Source organism: Actinacidiphila paucisporea, from assembly GCF_900142575.1.
GTDB lineage: Bacteria > Actinomycetota > Actinomycetes > Streptomycetales > Streptomycetaceae > Actinacidiphila > Actinacidiphila paucisporea.
In genome coordinates, this window is record NZ_FRBI01000024.1 from 48074 (window position 1) to 66268 (window position 18195).

Annotated in this window: 14 protein-coding genes; 2 read left to right on the forward strand and 12 right to left on the reverse strand. The window is 73.7% G+C overall.

Going from position 1 to position 18195, the window contains the following annotated elements; genetic code table 11:
• Positions 1-22: 22 nt before the first annotated feature.
• The 4 genes from BUE44_RS27900 to BUE44_RS27915 all read right to left on the reverse strand — a co-directional run bounded on the left by BUE44_RS27900 (position 23) and on the right by BUE44_RS27915 (position 5928).
• Positions 23-2419 (reverse strand): LuxR C-terminal-related transcriptional regulator, encoded by a 2397-nt coding sequence (locus BUE44_RS27900; RefSeq protein WP_235002527.1) that lies wholly within the window; start codon positions 2417-2419, stop codon positions 23-25.
• Positions 2420-2427: 8 nt separating this feature from the next.
• Positions 2428-3429 carry a class I SAM-dependent methyltransferase gene (locus tag BUE44_RS27905; protein WP_073501777.1) on the reverse strand — a complete coding sequence of 334 codons (1002 nt, stop codon included), beginning with the start codon at positions 3427-3429 and terminating at the stop codon, positions 2428-2430.
• Positions 3426-4628, reverse strand: a complete 1203-nt coding sequence (locus BUE44_RS27910) for a DegT/DnrJ/EryC1/StrS family aminotransferase (protein ID WP_079190147.1) — start codon at positions 4626-4628, stop codon at positions 3426-3428. Before BUE44_RS27910 ends, BUE44_RS27905 begins: the two co-directional genes overlap by 4 nt.
• A gap of 166 nt (positions 4629-4794) precedes the next feature.
• Positions 4795-5928, reverse strand: a complete 1134-nt coding sequence (locus tag BUE44_RS27915) for a type III polyketide synthase (RefSeq protein WP_265737184.1) — start codon at positions 5926-5928, stop codon at positions 4795-4797.
• 324 nt (positions 5929-6252) lie between these two features.
• Between BUE44_RS27915 and ispH the strand changes: the two genes are divergently transcribed.
• Both ispH and ispG read left to right on the forward strand, forming a co-directional pair.
• Entirely contained in the window at positions 6253-8274 is a 2022-nt protein-coding gene (gene ispH / locus BUE44_RS27920; RefSeq protein ID WP_073501779.1) for a 4-hydroxy-3-methylbut-2-enyl diphosphate reductase, read from the forward strand.
• Between the two features lie 102 nt (positions 8275-8376).
• Positions 8377-9534 carry a flavodoxin-dependent (E)-4-hydroxy-3-methylbut-2-enyl-diphosphate synthase gene (gene ispG / locus BUE44_RS27925; protein WP_073501780.1) on the forward strand — a complete coding sequence of 386 codons (1158 nt, stop codon included), beginning with the start codon at positions 8377-8379 and terminating at the stop codon, positions 9532-9534.
• Between the two features lie 124 nt (positions 9535-9658).
• Here ispG and BUE44_RS27930 read toward each other — a convergent pair whose 3' ends face one another.
• The 8 genes from BUE44_RS27930 to BUE44_RS27965 form a co-directional block, all read right to left on the reverse strand.
• Positions 9659-11068, reverse strand: coding sequence for an alkaline phosphatase family protein (locus BUE44_RS27930; protein WP_073501781.1), 1410 nt, complete (start codon positions 11066-11068; stop codon positions 9659-9661).
• Complete coding sequence (gene eboE / locus BUE44_RS27935) at positions 11065-12234, reverse strand: metabolite traffic protein EboE (protein WP_073501782.1); 1170 nt, start codon at positions 12232-12234, stop codon at positions 11065-11067. Before eboE ends, BUE44_RS27930 begins: the two co-directional genes overlap by 4 nt.
• The gene (locus BUE44_RS27940; RefSeq protein ID WP_073501783.1) at positions 12234-13085 is read right to left on the reverse strand and encodes a TatD family hydrolase; all 852 of its coding nucleotides are present in this window, start codon (positions 13083-13085) and stop codon (positions 12234-12236) included. Before BUE44_RS27940 ends, eboE begins: the two co-directional genes overlap by 1 nt.
• Complete coding sequence (locus BUE44_RS27945; protein ID WP_073501784.1) at positions 13085-13762, reverse strand: EboA domain-containing protein; 678 nt, start codon at positions 13760-13762, stop codon at positions 13085-13087. The genes BUE44_RS27940 and BUE44_RS27945 overlap by 1 nt, the downstream gene beginning before the upstream one ends.
• Positions 13759-14718 (reverse strand): sugar phosphate isomerase/epimerase family protein, encoded by a 960-nt coding sequence (locus BUE44_RS27950; protein ID WP_107415851.1) that lies wholly within the window; start codon positions 14716-14718, stop codon positions 13759-13761. The genes BUE44_RS27945 and BUE44_RS27950 overlap by 4 nt, the downstream gene beginning before the upstream one ends.
• A complete protein-coding gene (locus BUE44_RS27955; protein ID WP_073501785.1) occupies positions 14715-15590 on the reverse strand; it encodes an SCO3242 family prenyltransferase in 876 nt (291 codons plus the stop codon). The genes BUE44_RS27950 and BUE44_RS27955 overlap by 4 nt, the downstream gene beginning before the upstream one ends.
• Positions 15590-16813 (reverse strand): inositol-3-phosphate synthase, encoded by a 1224-nt coding sequence (locus tag BUE44_RS27960; protein ID WP_079190141.1) that lies wholly within the window; start codon positions 16811-16813, stop codon positions 15590-15592. The genes BUE44_RS27955 and BUE44_RS27960 overlap by 1 nt, the downstream gene beginning before the upstream one ends.
• Before the next feature lie 113 nt (positions 16814-16926).
• The gene (locus BUE44_RS27965; protein ID WP_073501786.1) at positions 16927-18108 is read right to left on the reverse strand and encodes a ScyD/ScyE family protein; all 1182 of its coding nucleotides are present in this window, start codon (positions 18106-18108) and stop codon (positions 16927-16929) included.
• Between the last annotated feature and the right edge of the window lie 87 nt (positions 18109-18195).

Here is an 18195-nt window from a genome sequence, read left to right on the forward strand (position 1 = left end):
ACCGGGTGGGCGACGGGGGAGGTCAGGCGGACAGCCGGCGGGTGACCTGGACGCGGGACTGGCAGCCGAGCTTGCGCATCACCTTGCGGAGGTGGTTCACCACGGTCCACTCGGCGATGCCCAGTTCACGGGCGATGATCCGGTTGGTCAGGCCCTCGGCGACCAGCAGGGCGACCTCCAGCTCGCGCTTGGTGAGGGTGGCCGCGACGTCGGAGCGTACGTCGGCGGACGCCTCGGAGGGCGGCGCCGGGGGCTCCGCGGGGATCAGGCGCAGCGCTGCCTGCCAGCCGAGGTCGGGGCCCGACCTGCGGGACCGGGCGTATTCCGCGGCGGTCAACTCGCCTGCCGCGGCGGCGAGGACCGGCGCGACCCGGTCGTGGAGGTGCTTCGGGCGCGGCCGGCCGCCGCGGCGGCGGAGGTGGTCGGCCAGCGCCAGGGTCGCGGCGACGCGCTGCCAGTCGGCGGCGCGGTGCCACCTGGCCAGGGTGACCGTCAGGAATTCCAGGCACTCGGGGCGCTCGGGCGCCGTGTCGGGCAGGGTGCCGATCTGCTCAGCAGCGTCGGCGAAGAGGGCGCGGGCCTGCGGCGAGTCGTGCTCCGACCAGCGGACGGTCGCCAGGACGTACCGGGCGAGCAGCGCGCCGGCGCCGCCCTCGGGGTCCCGCCCCAGCTCCGCCCCCAGCGCGGTCATGGCCAGCTCGCCGGCCCTGGGCAGGTCACCGGCGTCGCGCAGGACGGCCGCCAGCCGCAGGGCCACCTGCCGCCCGGCAATCACTGCGGGGCCCGCCCCGGACGCGTACGCCTCCTCGAAGAGCCGTCGCGCCCGGTCCAACTCCCCCGCCGCGTAGGCCTCCTCGCCGAGCAGTGCGAGGCAGCGCGCCGCGCCCTGCTCGTCGCGGGCCGCGCGGTGGGCTTCGCGGGCCCGGGTGAGGTGGGCGCGGGCGGGCGGGGCGCCCAGCCGCAGGGCCAGTTCGCCGGCCGCCTCCAGGGCGCCGGCGTGCAGCCGGGGGTCGTCGACACCGGCCCGTAGCGCCTCCTCGGTCAGCCGCAGGCAGTGCAGGGCCTGCGCCGCGGTCGGCGACTGCTCCCGCAGGGCCCGCGCGATGACCGCCATCGCCCCGCCGTCGCCCGCCTCCCGCCAGTGGTCGAAGGCGGCGAGCAGGTCGGCCCGGGTCTCGGGACCGGTGCCCGTCCCGGCGGCCGCCGCGCGGCGGAAGTGCTCGGCGTGCGCGCGCCGCAGTGCCGCGTGGGCGGGCAGCCGGGCCAGCAGGCCCGCGGCGGCGAGCCGTACGGCGTGCGGGATGGTCAGCCGCACCTCGCCGCCGTGCCCGTCGTCGGGGACCAGCACGCTCTTGTCGATGAGCCGTTCCATGGTGCGGTGGTCGGCGCCGTGGCAGCCCGCCAGCACGCCGGCGGCCGCGCGCATCGTGAACGGGCCCTGGAAGACGGCCAGCCGGACGAGCTGCGCCCGCTCCTCGGTCCCGAGCCTGGCCAGCACCCAGGAGACCATGCCGCCGACGCTGGAGTGCCGGGAGTACGGGTGGTGGTCGGGCCGGTGCAGGGCGCCGGGGTCGTGCGCGAACCGCTCCAGGATCAGGTCGGGCTCGGCCAGCGTGATCTGGGAGGCGGCCAGTTCGATGGCCAGCGGCAGGCCGCCGGCCTGCCGGCACAGGGCCAGCACGAAGCGCGAGTTCTCCGCGGTCAGCGCGAACTCGGGCCGCACGGCACGCGCGCATTGCACGAACAGCTCCACCGCGGGAACGGCGGACAGCGGCGCGTCCTGCGCCGGGTCGCCGGCCGGCAGCGGGCCCAGCCGTACGACCCGTTCCCCGTACAGCCCGAGCCGGGTCGTGCCGACGCAGACGATACGGACCTGCGGGCAGGACCGGCGGAATTCGGCGAGCAGCGGCGCGAGGTCGTCGGCGACGTCCTCGTAGTGGTCGAACAGCAGGGTGTGCTTGCCCGCCGCCACGCGTTCCAGGGCCTTCCTGACGGCGGGCGAGCCCTCGTAGCACTGCTCCCTGAGCTGGCGCAGCATGAGGCCGGCCACCGAGGTGTCGGTGACCTGGGCGAAGTCGAAGACCTCGACACCGCCGCCCGGGCCGGTGCCGCGGTGCCGGAAGAACTCCATCACCAGCCGGCTCTTTCCCACCCCGGCCGGCCCGGTCACGGTGACCAGGCCGGCGTCCGGGTCGGCGGTCACCGCGGCGAGCCGCTCCAGGTCGGCGGAGCGGCCGATCAGCCCGGTCGGGGTGGTGCCGATGTAACCGGCCGGTGTGGTCATCCGGTTGAGCAGCAGGTCGCCGAGGCCCGAGGTCCCCTCGTGGCCCTTGGCGCCCGTGCCCGGACCTGTCCCCGTGCCGGTGCCCGTGTTCGTAGTCGTGCCCGTGTTCGTCGGAGCTGCGGCGGCGCCGGTCACCGCTACCGCTACCGGGCGAAGATCAGCGTCGTCGGCGACAGCGTGGTCTGGAAGGTGACGTCGTCGTAGCCGGTCTTGCCGAGCCATGCCTGGTAGTCGGCCCGCCGCCAGCTGCTGCCGTGCCGGCTCTTGAGCAGCATCTCCGAGGCGAAGGTCAGCGGGTACTTCGGCCCGCTGCGGTCGTCGTCCACCACGTAGTCGGAGATGACAAGCGTGCCGCCGGGCTTGAGGACCTCCCGCACCCGGGCGAAGAGCGCCATGTTGTCCTCGGGGCCCTCCTGGTGCGCGATGTTGGAGTAGACGACGATGTCGTACGCTCCGGCGGCGCCCAGGTCGGTGGTGTGGAAGTCGCCGTCGACGTAGGTCACGCGGTCGGCCAGGCCCCGCTCGGCGAGCAGCCGGCGGGCGATCGCGTTGATGGGTGCCCAGTCCAGCTGGGTGGAGCGCGCGGCCGGGTTGCGCTCGAGCCAGGCGGCCGAGTAGACGCCGGAGCCGCCGCCGATGTCGAGGATCGCGATCTCGCCGGCGTCGGCGATCCGCAGGGCGTCCGCGGCGGTGTGCGCCACCGGTACGGACTGGGCGGCGAGGGCCTGCACCAGCTCCTCCCAGTGCGGGTTGTCGGCGACCTCGACCACAGCGTCGGTGAGCGGCCCGCCGGCGCGTACGACGTCGGGCAGCCCGGCCAGCGAGGCCATGTGGCCGGCCTTGAGCTTGGCGAAGCCGCTCAGGCAGGTGGGGCGGCCCTCCACCAGGAAGGCGGAGGCCTCTGCGGTGTTGCGGTAGCGGCCGTCGTGCACCTCGACCAGGCCGACGCTGACCAGGCCGTCGAGCAGCGCCTGGGCGCCGCGCGGCGAGATCGCGGCGCGGGCGGCGACGTCGTCGGCGGTGGCGGCCCCGTCCTCCAGGTGGGTGAACACCGCGTGGGTCGCCGCCGCACCGACGATGCCGGTGGCCCAGTAGCCGGTGATGAGCCCCATGATCCGATCCGACGTCGGCTGGCTGCTGGTCATGACGTACCTTCCTGGTTCTCGTGCGGGCTTGCGGTGGTGGCGGCTGCCGCCACGGCCGTACGCGGCTTCGGCCCCACGTGGGCGCGCAGGGCCGTACGCAGCGCGTGCGCGACGCGTTCCGCCTGGTCGACGGTCAACTCCGCGTGCATGGGGATGGCGAGTTGGCGGGCGAAGAGGTCCGCGGAGACCGGGCAGGTCTGCTTGGACTCGTAGACCGGCTGCGTGTGGCTCGCCCACGTACCGTGACCGCAGCCGATGCCCTGGGCCCGCAGGTCGGCGGCGACGGCGGCGCGGTCCACGGCCGGGTCGAGCGCGACCAGGTAGGACTGCCAGGCGTGGGTGCGGTCGGCCGGCACGTGCGGGAGCGTCAACAGCTCCTCGTCCGCCAGCAGTTCGGCGTACCGGGCCGCCACCGTGTTGCGCCGCTCCAGCAGTTCGCCGATCCGGCCGAGCTGCACCTGGAGGATCGCGGCGGCGATGTCGGAGAGCTTGTAGTTGTAGCCGATCTCGGTGAACTCCGGGATGGGCAGGCCGATCAGCTGCGACTTGTCGAAGATGCTGCCGATACCGAAGGACGACCGCAGCCGCACGTCGGCGCCGATCGCCGGGTCGGCGGCGAGCAGCGCGCCGCCCTCGCCGCTGGTGATGCCCTTGCGGCCGTGGAAGGACAGGCAGGCGATCGGGGCGAGCGCGCCGGCCGGCTTGCCGCGGTAGGTGGCGCCGACCGCGCAGGCCGCGTCCTCGATGAGGAAGAGGCCGTGGCGGCCGGTGAGCGCCTGCAGTTCGGCGTAGTCGGCGGGCAGGCCGACGGTGTCGACCGCGATCACCCCGACGGTCCGCGGGCCGATCAGGTCGGCCACCGCCCGCGGGTCGATCGTGCCGGTGTCGGGCCGCGCGTCGGCGAAGACCGGGACCGCGCCGACGTAGCGTGCCGCATGGGCGGGCGCCGGGAAGGTGTAGTCGGCGACGATGATCTCGTCGCCCGGCTGGACGTTCAGCGCAAGCAGCGCCAGGTGCAGCGCGGCGGCGCAGCTGCTGAGCGTGACGGCGTCGCCGACGCCGTAAAGCTCGGCCAGCTCCTTCTCCAGCGCCTTGCCGCGCGGGCCCTGCCCTGCCGTCCAGTCCGAGGCGAACACCTCCTCGACGGCGGCGAGTTCCAGCTTGCCCAGACTCGCGTGAACCAAGGGGATCGGGTCCAACGTGGCCACCTCCGGCGACACTTCGGGGAGACCGGCGGCCCGCGTGCGGACTTCCGGTGGATACGGTCATGCGGTTGTGCTGGGCCGCGCGCACGACGGCCCGGTGCGCGGTGCGCGCGGGGTGACCCCCGCGCGGGTCACACCGCGCGGGTCGAGGCCGCGCGGGTCACACCACGGGTGTCGCGGAAGCGGCGATCGGCGTGGCCAGCCGGGGGCGCGGTACGTCGGTGACCCAACTGCCCACCGCCATCTCGGCGGTGATGCCCGGGCCGAAGCCGGCGATGATCCCGGTGCCGCCGGGCAGCATCTCGTCCTCCTCGAACAGCCTGCGCAGGGCTTCCAGGACGACGGCGCTGGCGATGTTGCCGTAGTCGCTCAGCGTCGACCAGCTGTGCCGGAACATGTCGCGGTCGACGTTGAGGTACTTGCACAGGTCGTCCAGGATCCGCGGGCCGCCGGCGTGGATGATGTAGAAGTCCAGGTTGGCGACGTTCCACCCGTGGCTCGCGGCGAGTTGCCGCAGGATGGGCGCGAGCGGCTCCATGGTGCCGGGCACCCGGCGGTCCAGCTGGAAGTGGAAGCCGGTGGAGCGCACCGCGTAGGAGATCCAGTCCTCGGTGTTCGGGATGAGGTAGGAGGCGTTTCGCTCCAGGCGCACCCCGGTGCCGCCGTTGCCGCGGACGACGGCGGCCGCCACCGCGTCGCCGAACAGGCCGTCGGACAGCAGCGATCCGACGTTGTCGTCGACCGGCTGGTAGCACAGCGAGCACAGCTCGCAGGAGACGATCAGGACGTTGGAGTCCGGGTGCGCCTCGCAGAAGTCGTTGGCGCGGTTGATGGCCGCGCCACCCGCGGCGCAGCCGAGCTGCGCGATGGGTATCTGCCGGGTGTCGTAGCGGAAGCCCATGGCGTTGATCAGCCACGCCGTCAGCGACGGCATCATGAAGCCGGTGCAGGACACGTAGATGATCGCGTCGATGTCCTGCGCCTGCACGCCCGCGTTGACCAGTGCCCGCTCGATGACCGGGGGGCACAGCAACTTGGACTGCTGCTCGTAGACCCGGTTGCGCTCCTCGAAGCCCGGGTGGCGGAGCGTCTGCTCGATGGGCTGGACGATATGCCGCTTCCTGACCCCGGTCTTCTCGATCAGCCGAAGAGCCAACGGAAGCTGTGGCTTTCCCTTGTGCACCTTCTTAGCGAATTCAAGGGTGTCTTCCATGGTGATGACGTATTCCGGCACGCTCACCGCTGGCTTGCACAGAGTTGCCATACCTCGCATCCGCCTTCTGTGGGTAGAGATTTCCCCGAAGTCTCCCGACACGGTACGTCTTATCGTTGCCCATTTAACTTGCGATCGACTTGGCGACGGCTTGGCAGGGTGCACAAAAGACCTGAAGGCACATGTCAGCGCAGGTCACAGTGCTTTCCCCGGATATCTCGCGCCCTGTCGCGAGGCGCTGCGACCACCGTCGGGGCATGCCGCCAAGCCGCCGCCAACTCACCGAACAGTCGCGGCGCCCCGCACGGCCGCGACGTACCGGCCGGATCATTGTGACGGGGTGACAATAATCTGCCCCACGCGGAAGCTTGTGTTCGGCTCCGCGGCTCCAGCACCCTTTTCCATATGGCTACCACACTGGACAACGAGCGGCAATCGGGCGGCAAGAAGGTCATTCTGGCGGAGCCGCGCGGCTTCTGCGCCGGTGTGCGCAGGGCCATTGAGATCGTGGAGCGCGCTCTTGAGCTGCACGGCGCCCCCGTCTACGTGCGCAAGCAGATCGTGCACAACGAATACGTGGTGCGGGAACTCCAGGAGCGCGGCGCCAGGTTCGTCGACTCCGAGACCGAGGTGCCGGACGGGTCGGTGTGCGTCTTCTCCGCGCACGGCGTGTCCCCGCAGGTGCGGGCCAACGCCGCCGAGCGGAATCTCACCGTCATCGACGCGACCTGCCCGCTGGTGGCCAAGGTGCATCAGGAGGCCCGCAGATACGCCCGCGACGGGCGGACGCTGATCCTGGTCGGGCACGCCGACCACGAGGAGATCGAGGGCACGTTCGGCGAGGCGCCGGACCGTACCGTCATCGTGCAGGACGCCGACGAGGCCAGGCGGCTCGAACTGCCGCCGGGGGCCCCGGTCAGCTATCTCACCCAGACCACGCTGTCGCTGGACGACACCGAGGAGATCGTCTCGATCCTCCAGGACCGCTTCCCCGGGCTGACCGGTCCCGGCACCGACGACGTCTGCTACGCCAGCCAGAACCGGCAGAATTCCGTGAAGTCGCTCGCCGGCCGCAGCGACCTGGTGCTGGTCGTCGGCTCGGCCAACTCCAGCAACTCCGTACGGATGGTGGAGGTCGCCCAGGACGCCGGCGCCCGGGCCCACCTGCTGCCCGACGCGAGCCACCTGGACCCCGCGTGGCTGGACGGCGTCACCACCGTGGGCCTGAGCGCCGGGGCCAGCGCGCCCGAGATCCTGGTCGAGCAGGTCGTCGCGCGGCTCGCGGAACTGGGCTGGGCCGACATCGAGACCGAGGTCACCGCGACGGAGACCGTGGTCTTCCGCCCGCCGTTGGGGCTGGAGCCCGCGTCGGCGCGGGCCGCGGACACCCGCGACGACAGCGCGGAACTGCTCGCCCGGGTCAGCGCCCGGATCGAGGGATTACTGGACGCCGAGGCAGCGCACTGGGGTTCGGTCGACGCGCGGGCGGCGGTGCCGGTCGAGGCGGTCAGGGAACTGGTCGCCGCGGGCGGCAAGCGGCTGCGCCCCACCTTCTGCGTCAGCGGCTACCTGGCCGCCGGCGGCACCCTCGACGACACCGCGGGCGCCGACGCGGTCGTCGCCGCGGCGGCGGCCCTGGAGCTGCTGCACGCCCACGCCCTCATCCACGACGACGTGCTGGACAACTCCCCCACCCGGCGCGGCGTCCCGACGGTGCACGCCAGGCACGCCCGCCTCCACGCCGAGCTGGGCTGGACCGGTGAGGCCCGCCGGTACGGCGAGGGCGTCGCGATCCTCGCCGGCGACCTGGCCTTCGGCTACGCCCACCGGCTGGCCGGCGGGCTGCCCGCGCAGGCCAGGGACATCTGGATGCGGCTGGGCACCGAGATGCTGGTCGGCCAGCACCTCGACATCGCGCTCGCCGCCGAGGCAGCGCCCGACCCGGACCTGGCCCGCTGGATCGCGGTGTGCAAGTCGGGCCGCTACACCATCCACCGCCCGCTCTCGCTCGGCGCGTCACTGGCCGGGCGGCCCGACCTCCAGGCGGCCTTCGAGGTGTACGGCCTCGCGGCCGGCGAGGCCTTCCAGCTGCGCGACGACCTGCTGGACGCCTTCGGCGACGCGGCGGCGACCGGCAAGCCGGCCGGACTTGACGTCAGCGAGCACAAGATGAACCTGCTGCTGGCGCTGGCCGCCACCGGCGACGCCGAGGTGGCCAGGCTGCTGGAGGCCGGCCGGCAGGGCGACTTCGACCCGGCAGCGCTGCGCGCCGCGCTGCTGGACTGCGGGGTGCGCGAGGAGGTCGAGAAGCGGATCGACGCGCTGGTGACGACCGCCCGCACCGCGCTCGACACGGCACCGCTGGCGGACGGCTGGCGGGAGCGGCTGGGCGAGATGGCCACGCAGGTGGCCTACCGGGACCGCTGACGTGCCCCTCCCGGGGGCCGGTCGACGGCCCCCGGGAACGGGCGACGGGCGGGGCACCCGATGTGCCGGCCCGGCACGACCGAACGGAGAGGATGACCGCACATGGTGGATCTCGGCATACCGCAGATACCGCTGTCCCTCGCCCCGCGCCGGGTGAGCAGGCAGCTCAGACTCGGCCACGACGACAGAGCCGTACTGGTCGGCGGCGGGGCGCCGGTGAGCGTGCAGTCGATGACGACCACGGTGACCGCGGACGTCAACGCCACGCTCCAGCAGATCGCCGAACTGACCGCGTCCGGCTGCCAGATCGTACGCGTCGCGGTGCCCTCCGCCGACGACGCGGAAGCGCTGCCGGAGATCGCCCGCAAATCGCAGATCCCGGTGATCGCCGACATCCACTTCCAGCCCCGGTACGTCTTCGCCGCGATCGACGCGGGATGCGCGGCGGTGCGGGTGAACCCTGGCAACATCAAGGAGTTCGACGACAAGGTGGGCGAGATCGCCAAGGCCGCGGCCGACGCGCAGGTGCCCATCAGGATCGGGGTCAACGCCGGCTCGCTCGACAAGCGGCTGCTGGCCAAGCACGGCAGCGCCACGCCGGACGCGCTGGTGGAGTCGGCGCTGTGGGAGTGCTCGCTGTTCGAGGAGCACGGCTTCCGGGACATCAAGATCTCCGTCAAGCACCACGACCCGGTCGTGATGATCGCCGCCTACCGCAAGCTCGCGGCGGCCTGCGACTACCCGCTGCACCTGGGAGTGACCGAGGCAGGGCCCGCCTTCCAGGGCACGGTGAAGTCGGCGGTCGCCTTCGGGGCGCTGCTGGCCGAGGGCATCGGCGACACCATCCGGGTGTCGCTGTCCGCGCCGCCCGCCGAGGAGGCCAAGGTCGGCATCGCGATCCTGGAGAGCCTGGCGCTGCGGGAGCGCCGGCTCGAGATCGTCTCCTGCCCGTCCTGCGGCCGCGCCCAGGTCGACGTCTACAAGCTCGCGGACGAGGTGGCCGCGGGCCTCGACGGCCTCGAAGTCCCGCTGCGGGTGGCGGTGATGGGCTGCGTCGTCAACGGTCCGGGCGAGGCCCGCGAGGCCGACCTCGGCGTCGCCTCCGGCAACGGCAAGGGCCAGATCTTCGTCAAGGGCAAGGTCGTCGCGACGGTGCCCGAGTCGAAGATCGTCGAGACGCTCATCGAGGAGGCGATGCGGTTGGCTGAGGAAGCGGTGGAGCAGGGGCTCACCGGTAAGCCCGAGGTCATCACGGCCTGACCCCGGGCGACGCCGCCCCGGCCCGGTGGGGGCTGGTCGCGCAGTTCCCCGCGCCCCTGAAAAACGCGTGCCCTCCTGCGCAGAGCGCAACACGCCGCAGGCAGCAGCGGACCGCAAGGGGCAGTCACTCCAGGGGCGCGGGGAGCTGCGCGGAGGTCAGGGAGAGGAGGAGGGACTTGACCTCCGTGGCCTCGTAGTGGGGGCGGGCGCCGCGGGGGTCGGAGCACAGGAGGACCGGGCCGTCCTGCGGGCTCGCGGGGAGGCGGCCATGGGTGCCGCGTACGGCCGCGGCGCCCGCGTCGAGGCCGATCGCGGTCATCAGGTAGCGCATGCCGAGCTTCTTGCGGGCCAGCGCGACGCCCGCGCGGCGCTTGGCGGCGGCGGGAGCGGACGGGTCGAAGAACAGCTCGGCGGGGTCGTAGCCGGGCTTGCGGTGGATCTCCACGAGGCGGGCGAAGTCGGGCGCGCGGGCGTCGTCGAGCCAGTAGTAGTACGTGAACCAGGCGTCGGCCTCGGCGACCAGGACCAGGTCCCCGGCGCGCGGGTGGTCGAGCCCGTACGCCGCCTTCTCCGGTTCGCCGAGCACTTCCGCCACGCCGGGCAGCTCGGCGCACAGTTTGCGCACCAGGGGCAGGTCGGCGGGGTCCGGCACGTAGACGTGCGCGATCTGGTGGTCGGCGACGGCGAAGGCCCGGGACGTCCAGGGGTCCAGGTACTCCATGCCGGCCTGGGTGTGGACGCGCAGCAGGTTCTCGCGGCGCAGCAGGCGGTTGACGTCGACCGGGCGGCTCGCCTCGGTGATGCCGTACTCGGACAGCGCGACGACGGTGGCGCCCCGGTCGCGCGCCTGGTCCAGGAGCGGCCCGAGCACCGCGTCCAACTCCGCCGCCGCGGCGGCGGCTTGCGGGCCGGAGGGGCCGAACCGCTGGAGGTCGTAGTCGAGGTGCGGGACGTAGACCAGCGTGAGGTCGGGGTCGTGCCGCGCCATGATCTGCTGGGCTGCGGCGCAGATCCACGCCGACGAGGGCAGCCCGGCGCCCGGGCCCCAGTAGCTGAAGAGCGGGAACGTGCCGAGTGCCGCGGTGAGTTCGTCGTGCAGCTCGGGCGGGTCGGTGTAGCAGTCGGGTTCCTTGCGGCCGTCGGCGTGGTAGACGGGGCGGGGGGTCACCGTCCAGTCGGTGTCGGCGCCCATCGCGTACCACCAGCAGATGTTGGCGACCGTGTAGCCGGGGTGCAGGCGGCGGGCGGCGTCCCACAGCTTGTCGCCGCCCATGAGGCCGTTGTGCTGGCGCCACAGCAGGACTTCGCCGAGGTCGCGGAAGTACCAGCCGTTGCCCACGATGCCGTGCTCGCGCGGCGGCGCGCCGGTGAGCAGGGTGGCCTGCACCGAGCAGGTGACGGCGGGCAGCACCGGGGTGAGCGGGGCCTGCCAGCCGGTGTCGGCGACGGCGGCGAGGCGCGGCATGTGCCGCAGCAGCCGCGGGGTGAGGCCGACGATGTCGAGGACGACGAGCGGGGTCGGCGGTGGGGTCACCGGGTCATCTCCCTCACGGGTCGGTCGTGCAGGCCCAGGGCGAGCAGTTCGCCGCGGGTGAAGGCCAGTTCCGCCGCGATGCCCTCGGCGAGCTCGGCGGGCCCGGCGGGGCGCCGGTCGGGCGGCAGGACGTTCCAGGTGTACGTCTCCACCTCCAGGTGGTCGCACAGGGCCCGCTCGCCGCCGACGATCTCGGCGAGCGCGGCGCGCAGCACGTCGACGGTGGAGCGCAGCGGCGGCTGCGGGTCGGCGTGCAGCGGCACGTGGTAGTGGACCCGCCAGGGCCCCGGCAGGCTCGCGTCAAGCGCCTCGTCCAGGTCGTCGGCGGCATGCCCGGCCGCCGAGCGGGTCTGGTGCAGGAAGCGCGGCTCGGCGTACGAGCGCAGCGCCGCGGCCGTGGCCGGCTCCTGGGGGTGCTCGGCGGCGAGGGCCGCCGACACCTGGACCTTGACGACGGGCAGCCCGGCCGCCGACAGCCGGGCGAGCGCCGCGGCGGGTTCCTCCCAGGCGCAGGCGAGGTGGGCCAGGTCGAGGCACACCCCGAGGTAGCGGGTGTCGACGCCGGCCAGGCCGGTGGCGACCTGCTCGGTGGTCTCCATGACGCAGCCGGGTTCGGCCTCGAAGCCGACTCTGACCAGCCGGCCGGTGCGCGCGTGCACGGCGGCGAGCCGGTCGGCCAGCTGGGCGAGCCGCCGCCGCGCCGCCGCCTGGTCGGCGCCGGTCCAGGGGGTGCGCCAGGCGAGCGGCAGGGTGGAGACCGAGCCGCGGGCGGCGTCGTCGGGCAGCAGTCCGGCGAGGACCAGGGCCAGGTCGGCGGTGTAGTCCATCCGCGCGTCGGTCAGCCAGTCGGGCCGGTAGACGGCGTGCTTGACGACCGGGGCGTGGAAGGCGCGGTAGGGGAAGCCGTTGCAGGTGACGACGTCGAGGCCGCGGACGTCCAGGTCGTGCCGCAGCCGGGCCACCACGCCCGGATCGGCGGCGAGCCGGGCGGCGACCGGGGCGGCCAGCCACAGGCCGACGCCGAGCCTGTCGGTGCCGAGCAGCTTCCTGGCGGTGACCGCGTAGGTGTCCAACTGGTCGATGATCTCGGGTAGTTCCTCGCCCGCGTGCACGTTGGTGCAGTAGCCGAGGTGGACGGTCTGCCCGTCGCGGTGCCGCAGCCGCATCAGCTGCCCCCGCGGGCCAGGGTGTTGCCGGCGAAGTCCGCGGCCTGCTCATGGGTCCCGGACAGGTCGAGCCGGCCGGACTGGCCGTAGAAGTCGACGGGGTTGCGCCACAGCACCCGGTCCACGTCGTCCTCGGTGAAGCCGGCCGCCAGCATGGCGTGCCCGGTGGCCAGCGTCAGCAGCGGGTCGCTGCGGCCCCAGTCGGCGGCGGAGTTGACGAGCATCCGCTCCGGGCCGTACTCGCGCAGCAGCGCGACCATCCGGTCGGGCGACATCTTGGTCCCGGGGTAGATGGAGAAGCCCATCCAGCAGCCGCTGCCGGCCACCGAGCCGACGGTCACCTCGTTGAGGTGGTCCACGACGACATACGCCGGGTCGATGCCGGACTCCTTGACGACGTCCAGGGTGCGCAGGGTGCCGCGCTGCTTGTCGCGGTGCGGGGTGTGCACCAGCGCGGGCAGCTCGTGTGCGACGGCCAGGGCGAGTTGGGCGGCGAAGACCTCGTCCTCGTCCGGAGTCATCGAGTCGTAGCCGAGTTCGCCCACCGCGACGACGCCGTCCCTGGCCAGATAGCGGGGCAGCAGGCCGAGCACCTCGCGGCAGCGCGGGTCGTTGGCCTCCTTGGGGTTCAGACCGATGGCGCAGTGGTGGCGGATGCCGAACTGGGCCGCGCGGAAGGGCTCCCAGCCGATCAGCGCGTCGAAGTAGTCGGTGAAGGAGCCGGCGTTGGTGCGCGGCTGGCCGAGCCAGAAGGCCGGTTCGACCAGTGCCCTTACGCCGGCAGCGGCCATCCGCTCGTAGTCGTCGGTGGTCCGTGAGGTCATGTGGATGTGCGGGTCGAAGATGCGCATCAGCGTGCCTTCCCGTCGCGTTGGTCCTGCCGGTCCGCCGGGTCGCCGCGTCCCGGCAGGTCGCCGATCAGCGCCAGCAGGACGCCGGCGTCCTCGGGCAGGGACCGTCCCGCGGCGTGCCGCTCGGCGGCCAGGTCGGCGAGCATGCGGCCCAGTTCCCCGTCGGCCCGCCGGTCCAGGTCGGCGACGGCGGTCAGCGGGATGTCCATGAAGACGCACTTGAGCACGGCCTGCCGCCACATCGCGTCACCGAGCTGGCGGGCGCAGGGTCCGACGGCGGCGGCGACCAGCCGGGTGTCGTTGGTACGGAGCGCGTCGTGCAGGATCTCCACGCCGGCCGCCCCGAGGTCCAGCAGCGGCAGGGCGCGCAGCACGGCGCGCTTCTCGTCGGCGCCGCCGTGGCGGTAGAGCGCGTCGACCTGCGCGGCCAACTCGGGCCCGTGCAGCGGCAGCGCGGTCAGCAGCAGGACGCGGGCCGCGTCGTCCACGGTCCAACCAGCGTTGCCCGGCTGGGAGTCGGGGCCGGGCAGCGGGCCGCGTCCGCAGCGGCGGCCGGCCGCGGGGAAGAGCGTGGCGACCGCGTCCGGGTCCCGCGCCACCCGGTCCACGGCGTCCGCCAGCCAGCCCGGGTCGGCGACCCGGCCTTCGAGCACGTCCGCGAGCTGTCCGCCGGTCATCGTCCGACCTCCTCGGTGTCGCGCGGTCCGCGGGCCGCTTCGGGCACGCGCGGGCCGCCGGCTGCCTCGGGCACGCGCGGGCCGCCGGCTGCCTCGGGCACGCGCGTCCCGCGGGCCGCATCGGACGCCGCGAGCGCGTCGCCGAGGAAGGCGAGCGAAGCCCGCGCCACGTCGGGGGCGGCGTGGGAGTGGCGGGGCAGTTCCACGGCGGTCAGGCCGCCGTATCCGGTGTCGGCGAGCGCGCCAAGGGCCGCGGGGAAGTCCACCTCGCCCCGGCCGAATTCCAGGTGCTCGTGCACATCCCTGACCATGTCGTCGATCTGGACGTTGACCAGGTACGGGCCCGCCTTGGCGACGCATTCCGCGACCGGCCACGGCTCGATGCACCGGCAGTGGCCGATGTCGAGGGTGAGGCCGAAGCAGTCCGGACCGCCGAGCCTGGCGTGCAGGGTGGACCAGTCCTCGATGGTCTGCACGAGCATGCCCGGTTCGGGTTCGAAGCCCAGCCGCACGCCGGCCGCGTCCGCCACGGCCGCGACCTGGTCGCAGCCCCGTACCAGCCGGTCCCACGCGGCGGCGGCCGGCACCGCGGCGGGGCGATTCCCGGCCCAGAAGGATACGGCCTCGGCCCCCAGGTCGGCGCCGACGCGGACGGCCCGGCTCAGGAAGTCCAGCCGCAGGCCCGGCTCGTCGTCCAGCAGGGTCGGGGCGTGCTTGCGCCACGGGTCGAGGAGGTAGCGGGCGCCGGTCTCGATGACGACGGCGAGCCCGAGCCGGTCGAGCCGGGCCGCCAGCGCGCTCGTCCTGCGGGGCAGGTCGGGGCCGAACGGGTCGAGGTGCTGGTGGTCCAGGGTGAGCGCGACGCCCTCGTAGCCCAGGTCGGCGATGACGGCGAGCGCGTCTTCGAGGCGGTGGTTGGCGAAGCCGTTGGTGCCGTAGCCGAAGCGGACGCTCACGTCGGGGACACCCTCCTGGCCAGGGCGCGGCCGAGCGGTGCGCAGGCGGCGACGACCGCGGCGGGCAGCGCTCCCGCCGACCGGGCGATCAACGCGCCCTGGAGGGCCGGCAGTCCGGTGATCCCGGCGCCGACCGCGGCCCTTACGTTGCCGGCGCCGGGCGCGACGACGGCCCGCGCCTGGGGCGCCCCGTAAGCGGCGGCGTACCACCCGGCCAGGCCGCGGGCCGGCCAGGTACGCCACGGCCGGACCGGGCCGCCGGTCGGGACCTCCGACGCCGCGAACGCGACGCCCGCGGTGCCGGCCAGCGTCACGGCGGGCAGCAGGCGGCCGCTGCCGGTGACCTCGCGGCGGGACAGGGCGGTCACCGTATAGGTGTGCGCGGCGACGGTGAGCGCGGGCAGCGCCGCACGCCACCACCTGCCGGGGCGGGTGGTCGCGCCGAGCAGCACGTCGAGCCCGCGGCAGGCGGCCATCGCGGCGGGACCCGCCGGGGTGTCCTTGAGCTTCAGGTCGTACGCCCACACCGCCGCGGTCAGCGGCACCGCAACGGCGAGCGCGCGCGGGCCGCCGGTGAGCCCGGCGAGCGTGAGGCCCGCCGCACTGAGGCCGGCCGCGACGCCCAGCGCGGCGGCGGCAGGTACGCGGCCGGACGGGATCGGCCGCTCGGGCCGCTCCTTGGCGTCCAGCTCGCGGTCGGCCCAGTCGTTGGCGGCCATGCCCGACCAGTACAGGCACACGGCCGACGCGGACAGCCCGGCGGTCCTGGGCCCGAGCCCGCCGGCCGCCGCGGCGCCCGCGACGGCGTCGCCCGGTACGGACAGGGCGGCGGGCGCCCTGACCAGCTCCACGAGGTCCCGCAGCGCGGCCATCACGCGCCCCCGGACCCGGCGCCGGCCCCGCCACCAGGACCGGCGTCCACTGCGGCGCCACCAGGACCGGCGTCCACCGCGGCGACGGCCTCACCGAGCCCCGCGAGGTACCGGCGCAGCGCGTCCCACTGCGCGTGCAGCGCGTGGTCCACGTCGCCCATCGGGTCCTTGAAGAAGTACGCCAGCGCCTCCAGCGGCCCGCTGCGTCCCGCCTCCTGCGCGGCCAGGGTGATCCTGGCCAGGTCGAGGACCAGCGGGGCGGCGAGGGCCGAGTCGCAGCCCTGCCAGGTGAATTGCAGGCACATGCCGGTGCCGAGGAAGCCCTCGAAGGTGATCAGGTCCCAGGCGGTCTTGAAGTCGCCGATGTTCGCCACGTAGTCGATGCGGGTGTCGCCGTCGGGCGCGTAGCCGAGGGTCTCGCGCAGCACCCGCTGCTTGCTGGCGGACTTGGCGGCGTTCGCCCCCGGGTCCACGAGGCTGGCGCCGTCGCCGCCGCCGAGGAGGTTGACGCCCGACCAGGAGCGGACGGCGAGGTTGCGCATCGCGAACATCGGGGCGAGCACCGACTTCAGCAGCGTCTCGCCGGTCTTGCCGTCGTGTCCGGCGTAGGGCAGGCCGCGCTGGGCGGCGAGTTCGGCCAGCGCCGGCAGCCGGGCCCCGGTGGAGGGGGTGAAGTCGACGTAGGGGCAGTCCGCGGTGAAGGCGGCGTACGCGTAGAGCGAGCTGGGCTGCAGCACGCTGCCCGGGGCGTCCAACGCGGCCGTCAGGGCGGCGAGTTCGGCGTGGGCGGGGTGCGGCGGGGCGGCGGCCTCGGTGGAGGCGACGTTGACGACCACGACCCGGTCGAGGCGGTGGCGGGTGCGGAATTCGGTGAGGTCGCGGGCGATCGCCGCGGCGGTCAGGTCCTGCGTGGCGCCCTCGGGGGCGTGCCGCAGGTCCGCGTCGACCGCGTCGAGGTCCGCTGCCAGGGCCTGGACCAGCCGGGCCGGCAGGACGCCGGCGGCGGCGAGTTGCTCGGCCTTCTTGACCAGCGGACCCGTGGCCACGTCATGGCCGCCGAAGAAGAGGTCGCCGAAGCCGGGCAGGGCCGCGCTGTTCAGTTCGGGGTGGGCGGTCACGCAGCCCACGGGTTCCGTCAGTCCCGCGCGCAGCGCGAGCGCGCCGACCACGCTGGTGGTGGCGACGGATCCGCGGGCGCCGATGAGCCAGATGCCGGCACGCACGTTCTTGTCCTCCGATCACGATCACAGCGAACACAGCGAACGGATCTGCGGGTTCCCGCCGCGGGCCGCGTTCCCTTCAGGTACGCGGCCCGCGGCAGGGGGCCTGGGCGAGGTCAGCCGATCTTGACGATCTCGCCGTCGTGCGCGGTGACGTCCGAGGAGCTGGTGCAGGCCGGAGCGTCGTCGCAGGCGGGCCACATCATGGTCTTGTTGGCCACGTAGATGGAGCCGTCGCGGCCGGCGAGGAAGCCGGTGGGCGCGAAGAGCTTGCCCGCCGCCAGCACGGTCCGCTCGCCGGTGCGGTGGTCGATCTGGACGACGTCGCCGATCGGGTCGCCGGTCGGCAGGAAGCCGGTGGTGTCGAACTCGGTGACGTAGAAGTCGCCGTTGGCGCCGAAGCCGCAGCCGCTGATGGCGCTGAAGCCGCTCTGCCACACCGTCAGGCTGCCGGTGTGCGGGTTGTACTTGTACACCTTGGCCTCGGTGGACGAGCTGGGCTTGCCGGTGATCTCACCGACGTAGACCGAGTCGTCGGGGCCGACGGCGACGCAGGACGGCACGGAGTCGACACCGGTCGAGGTCTTGGGGATGAAACTGAGGACGTGGACATTACCCCGGCGGTCCACCGAGTCCAGGACGTTGCTCGCCGCGTCGACGAGGTAGAAGCCGCCGCCGGGCTTGGTGGTCAGCGCGTACGGGTTGGACTCGGGGTAGCTGGTGCCCTGGTCCTTGTGCGCGTTCGTCCACTCGTAGTCGACGTAGCCGGGGTTCGCGATCGCCTTCACGGAGTGGCCGGTGACCTTGAGCAGGCCGCCGTACTGCGTGATGAGCTGCGCCTTGAGGTCGGCGGGGATCGTGTCCGGGGTCTGCTGCGCGGAGCCGGTCTCCAGGACGTAGAGGTGGCCGTCGGAGTAGGTCAGGCCGTTGGCGCCGACCACCTCCTCCTGGTTGAAGTTCGACGCCAGGCCGTCGACGATCCGCACCGGGGTGCCGGAGGAGACGTCGGCGAGCGATCCGGTGAAGCCGAAGCACCTGGTGGGGAATCCGGTACCGACGCAGGTCGGCGGGGTCTCGCCGACCTCGGAGACGATGAGGTGTCCGCGCGGCCCCCAGACCAGGCTCCGCGGCGAGTTCAGGCCGGCGGCCACGACGGTGACCGGCGAGTCACCGGTCAGATGGGCGGGGCGGCCGGCCGCCTGGGCCTCCTGCCCCGACGGTCCTGCGCCCACGCCGACGAGCGCTGTCGCCGCCGCCACGCCGGCGAACAGCAGCCGGCTCGTTTTGAGACGCCACATCTTGGCTTCATCTCCTCCGGGTTCGGATGATCTGGCTGACCTGACCGCACGCGGCCGTCTGCGACCGCACGTGGCAGGACGAACACC

Coding starts and splice junctions, on each gene's coding strand:
- ispH (WP_073501779.1), top strand. CDS start 6,253: ATGGCTACCACACTGGACAACGAGCGGCAATCGGGCGGCAAGAAGGTC.
- BUE44_RS27965 (WP_073501786.1), bottom strand. CDS start 18,108: ATGTGGCGTCTCAAAACGAGCCGGCTGCTGTTCGCCGGCGTGGCGGCG.
- BUE44_RS27955 (WP_073501785.1), bottom strand. CDS start 15,590: ATGGCCGCGCTGCGGGACCTCGTGGAGCTGGTCAGGGCGCCCGCCGCC.
- BUE44_RS27905 (WP_073501777.1), bottom strand. CDS start 3,429: ATGACCAGCAGCCAGCCGACGTCGGATCGGATCATGGGGCTCATCACC.
- BUE44_RS27940 (WP_073501783.1), bottom strand. CDS start 13,085: ATGCGCATCTTCGACCCGCACATCCACATGACCTCACGGACCACCGAC.
- ispG (WP_073501780.1), top strand. CDS start 8,377: ATGGTGGATCTCGGCATACCGCAGATACCGCTGTCCCTCGCCCCGCGC.
- BUE44_RS27945 (WP_073501784.1), bottom strand. CDS start 13,762: ATGACCGGCGGACAGCTCGCGGACGTGCTCGAAGGCCGGGTCGCCGAC.
- eboE (WP_073501782.1), bottom strand. CDS start 12,234: ATGCGGCTGCGGCACCGCGACGGGCAGACCGTCCACCTCGGCTACTGC.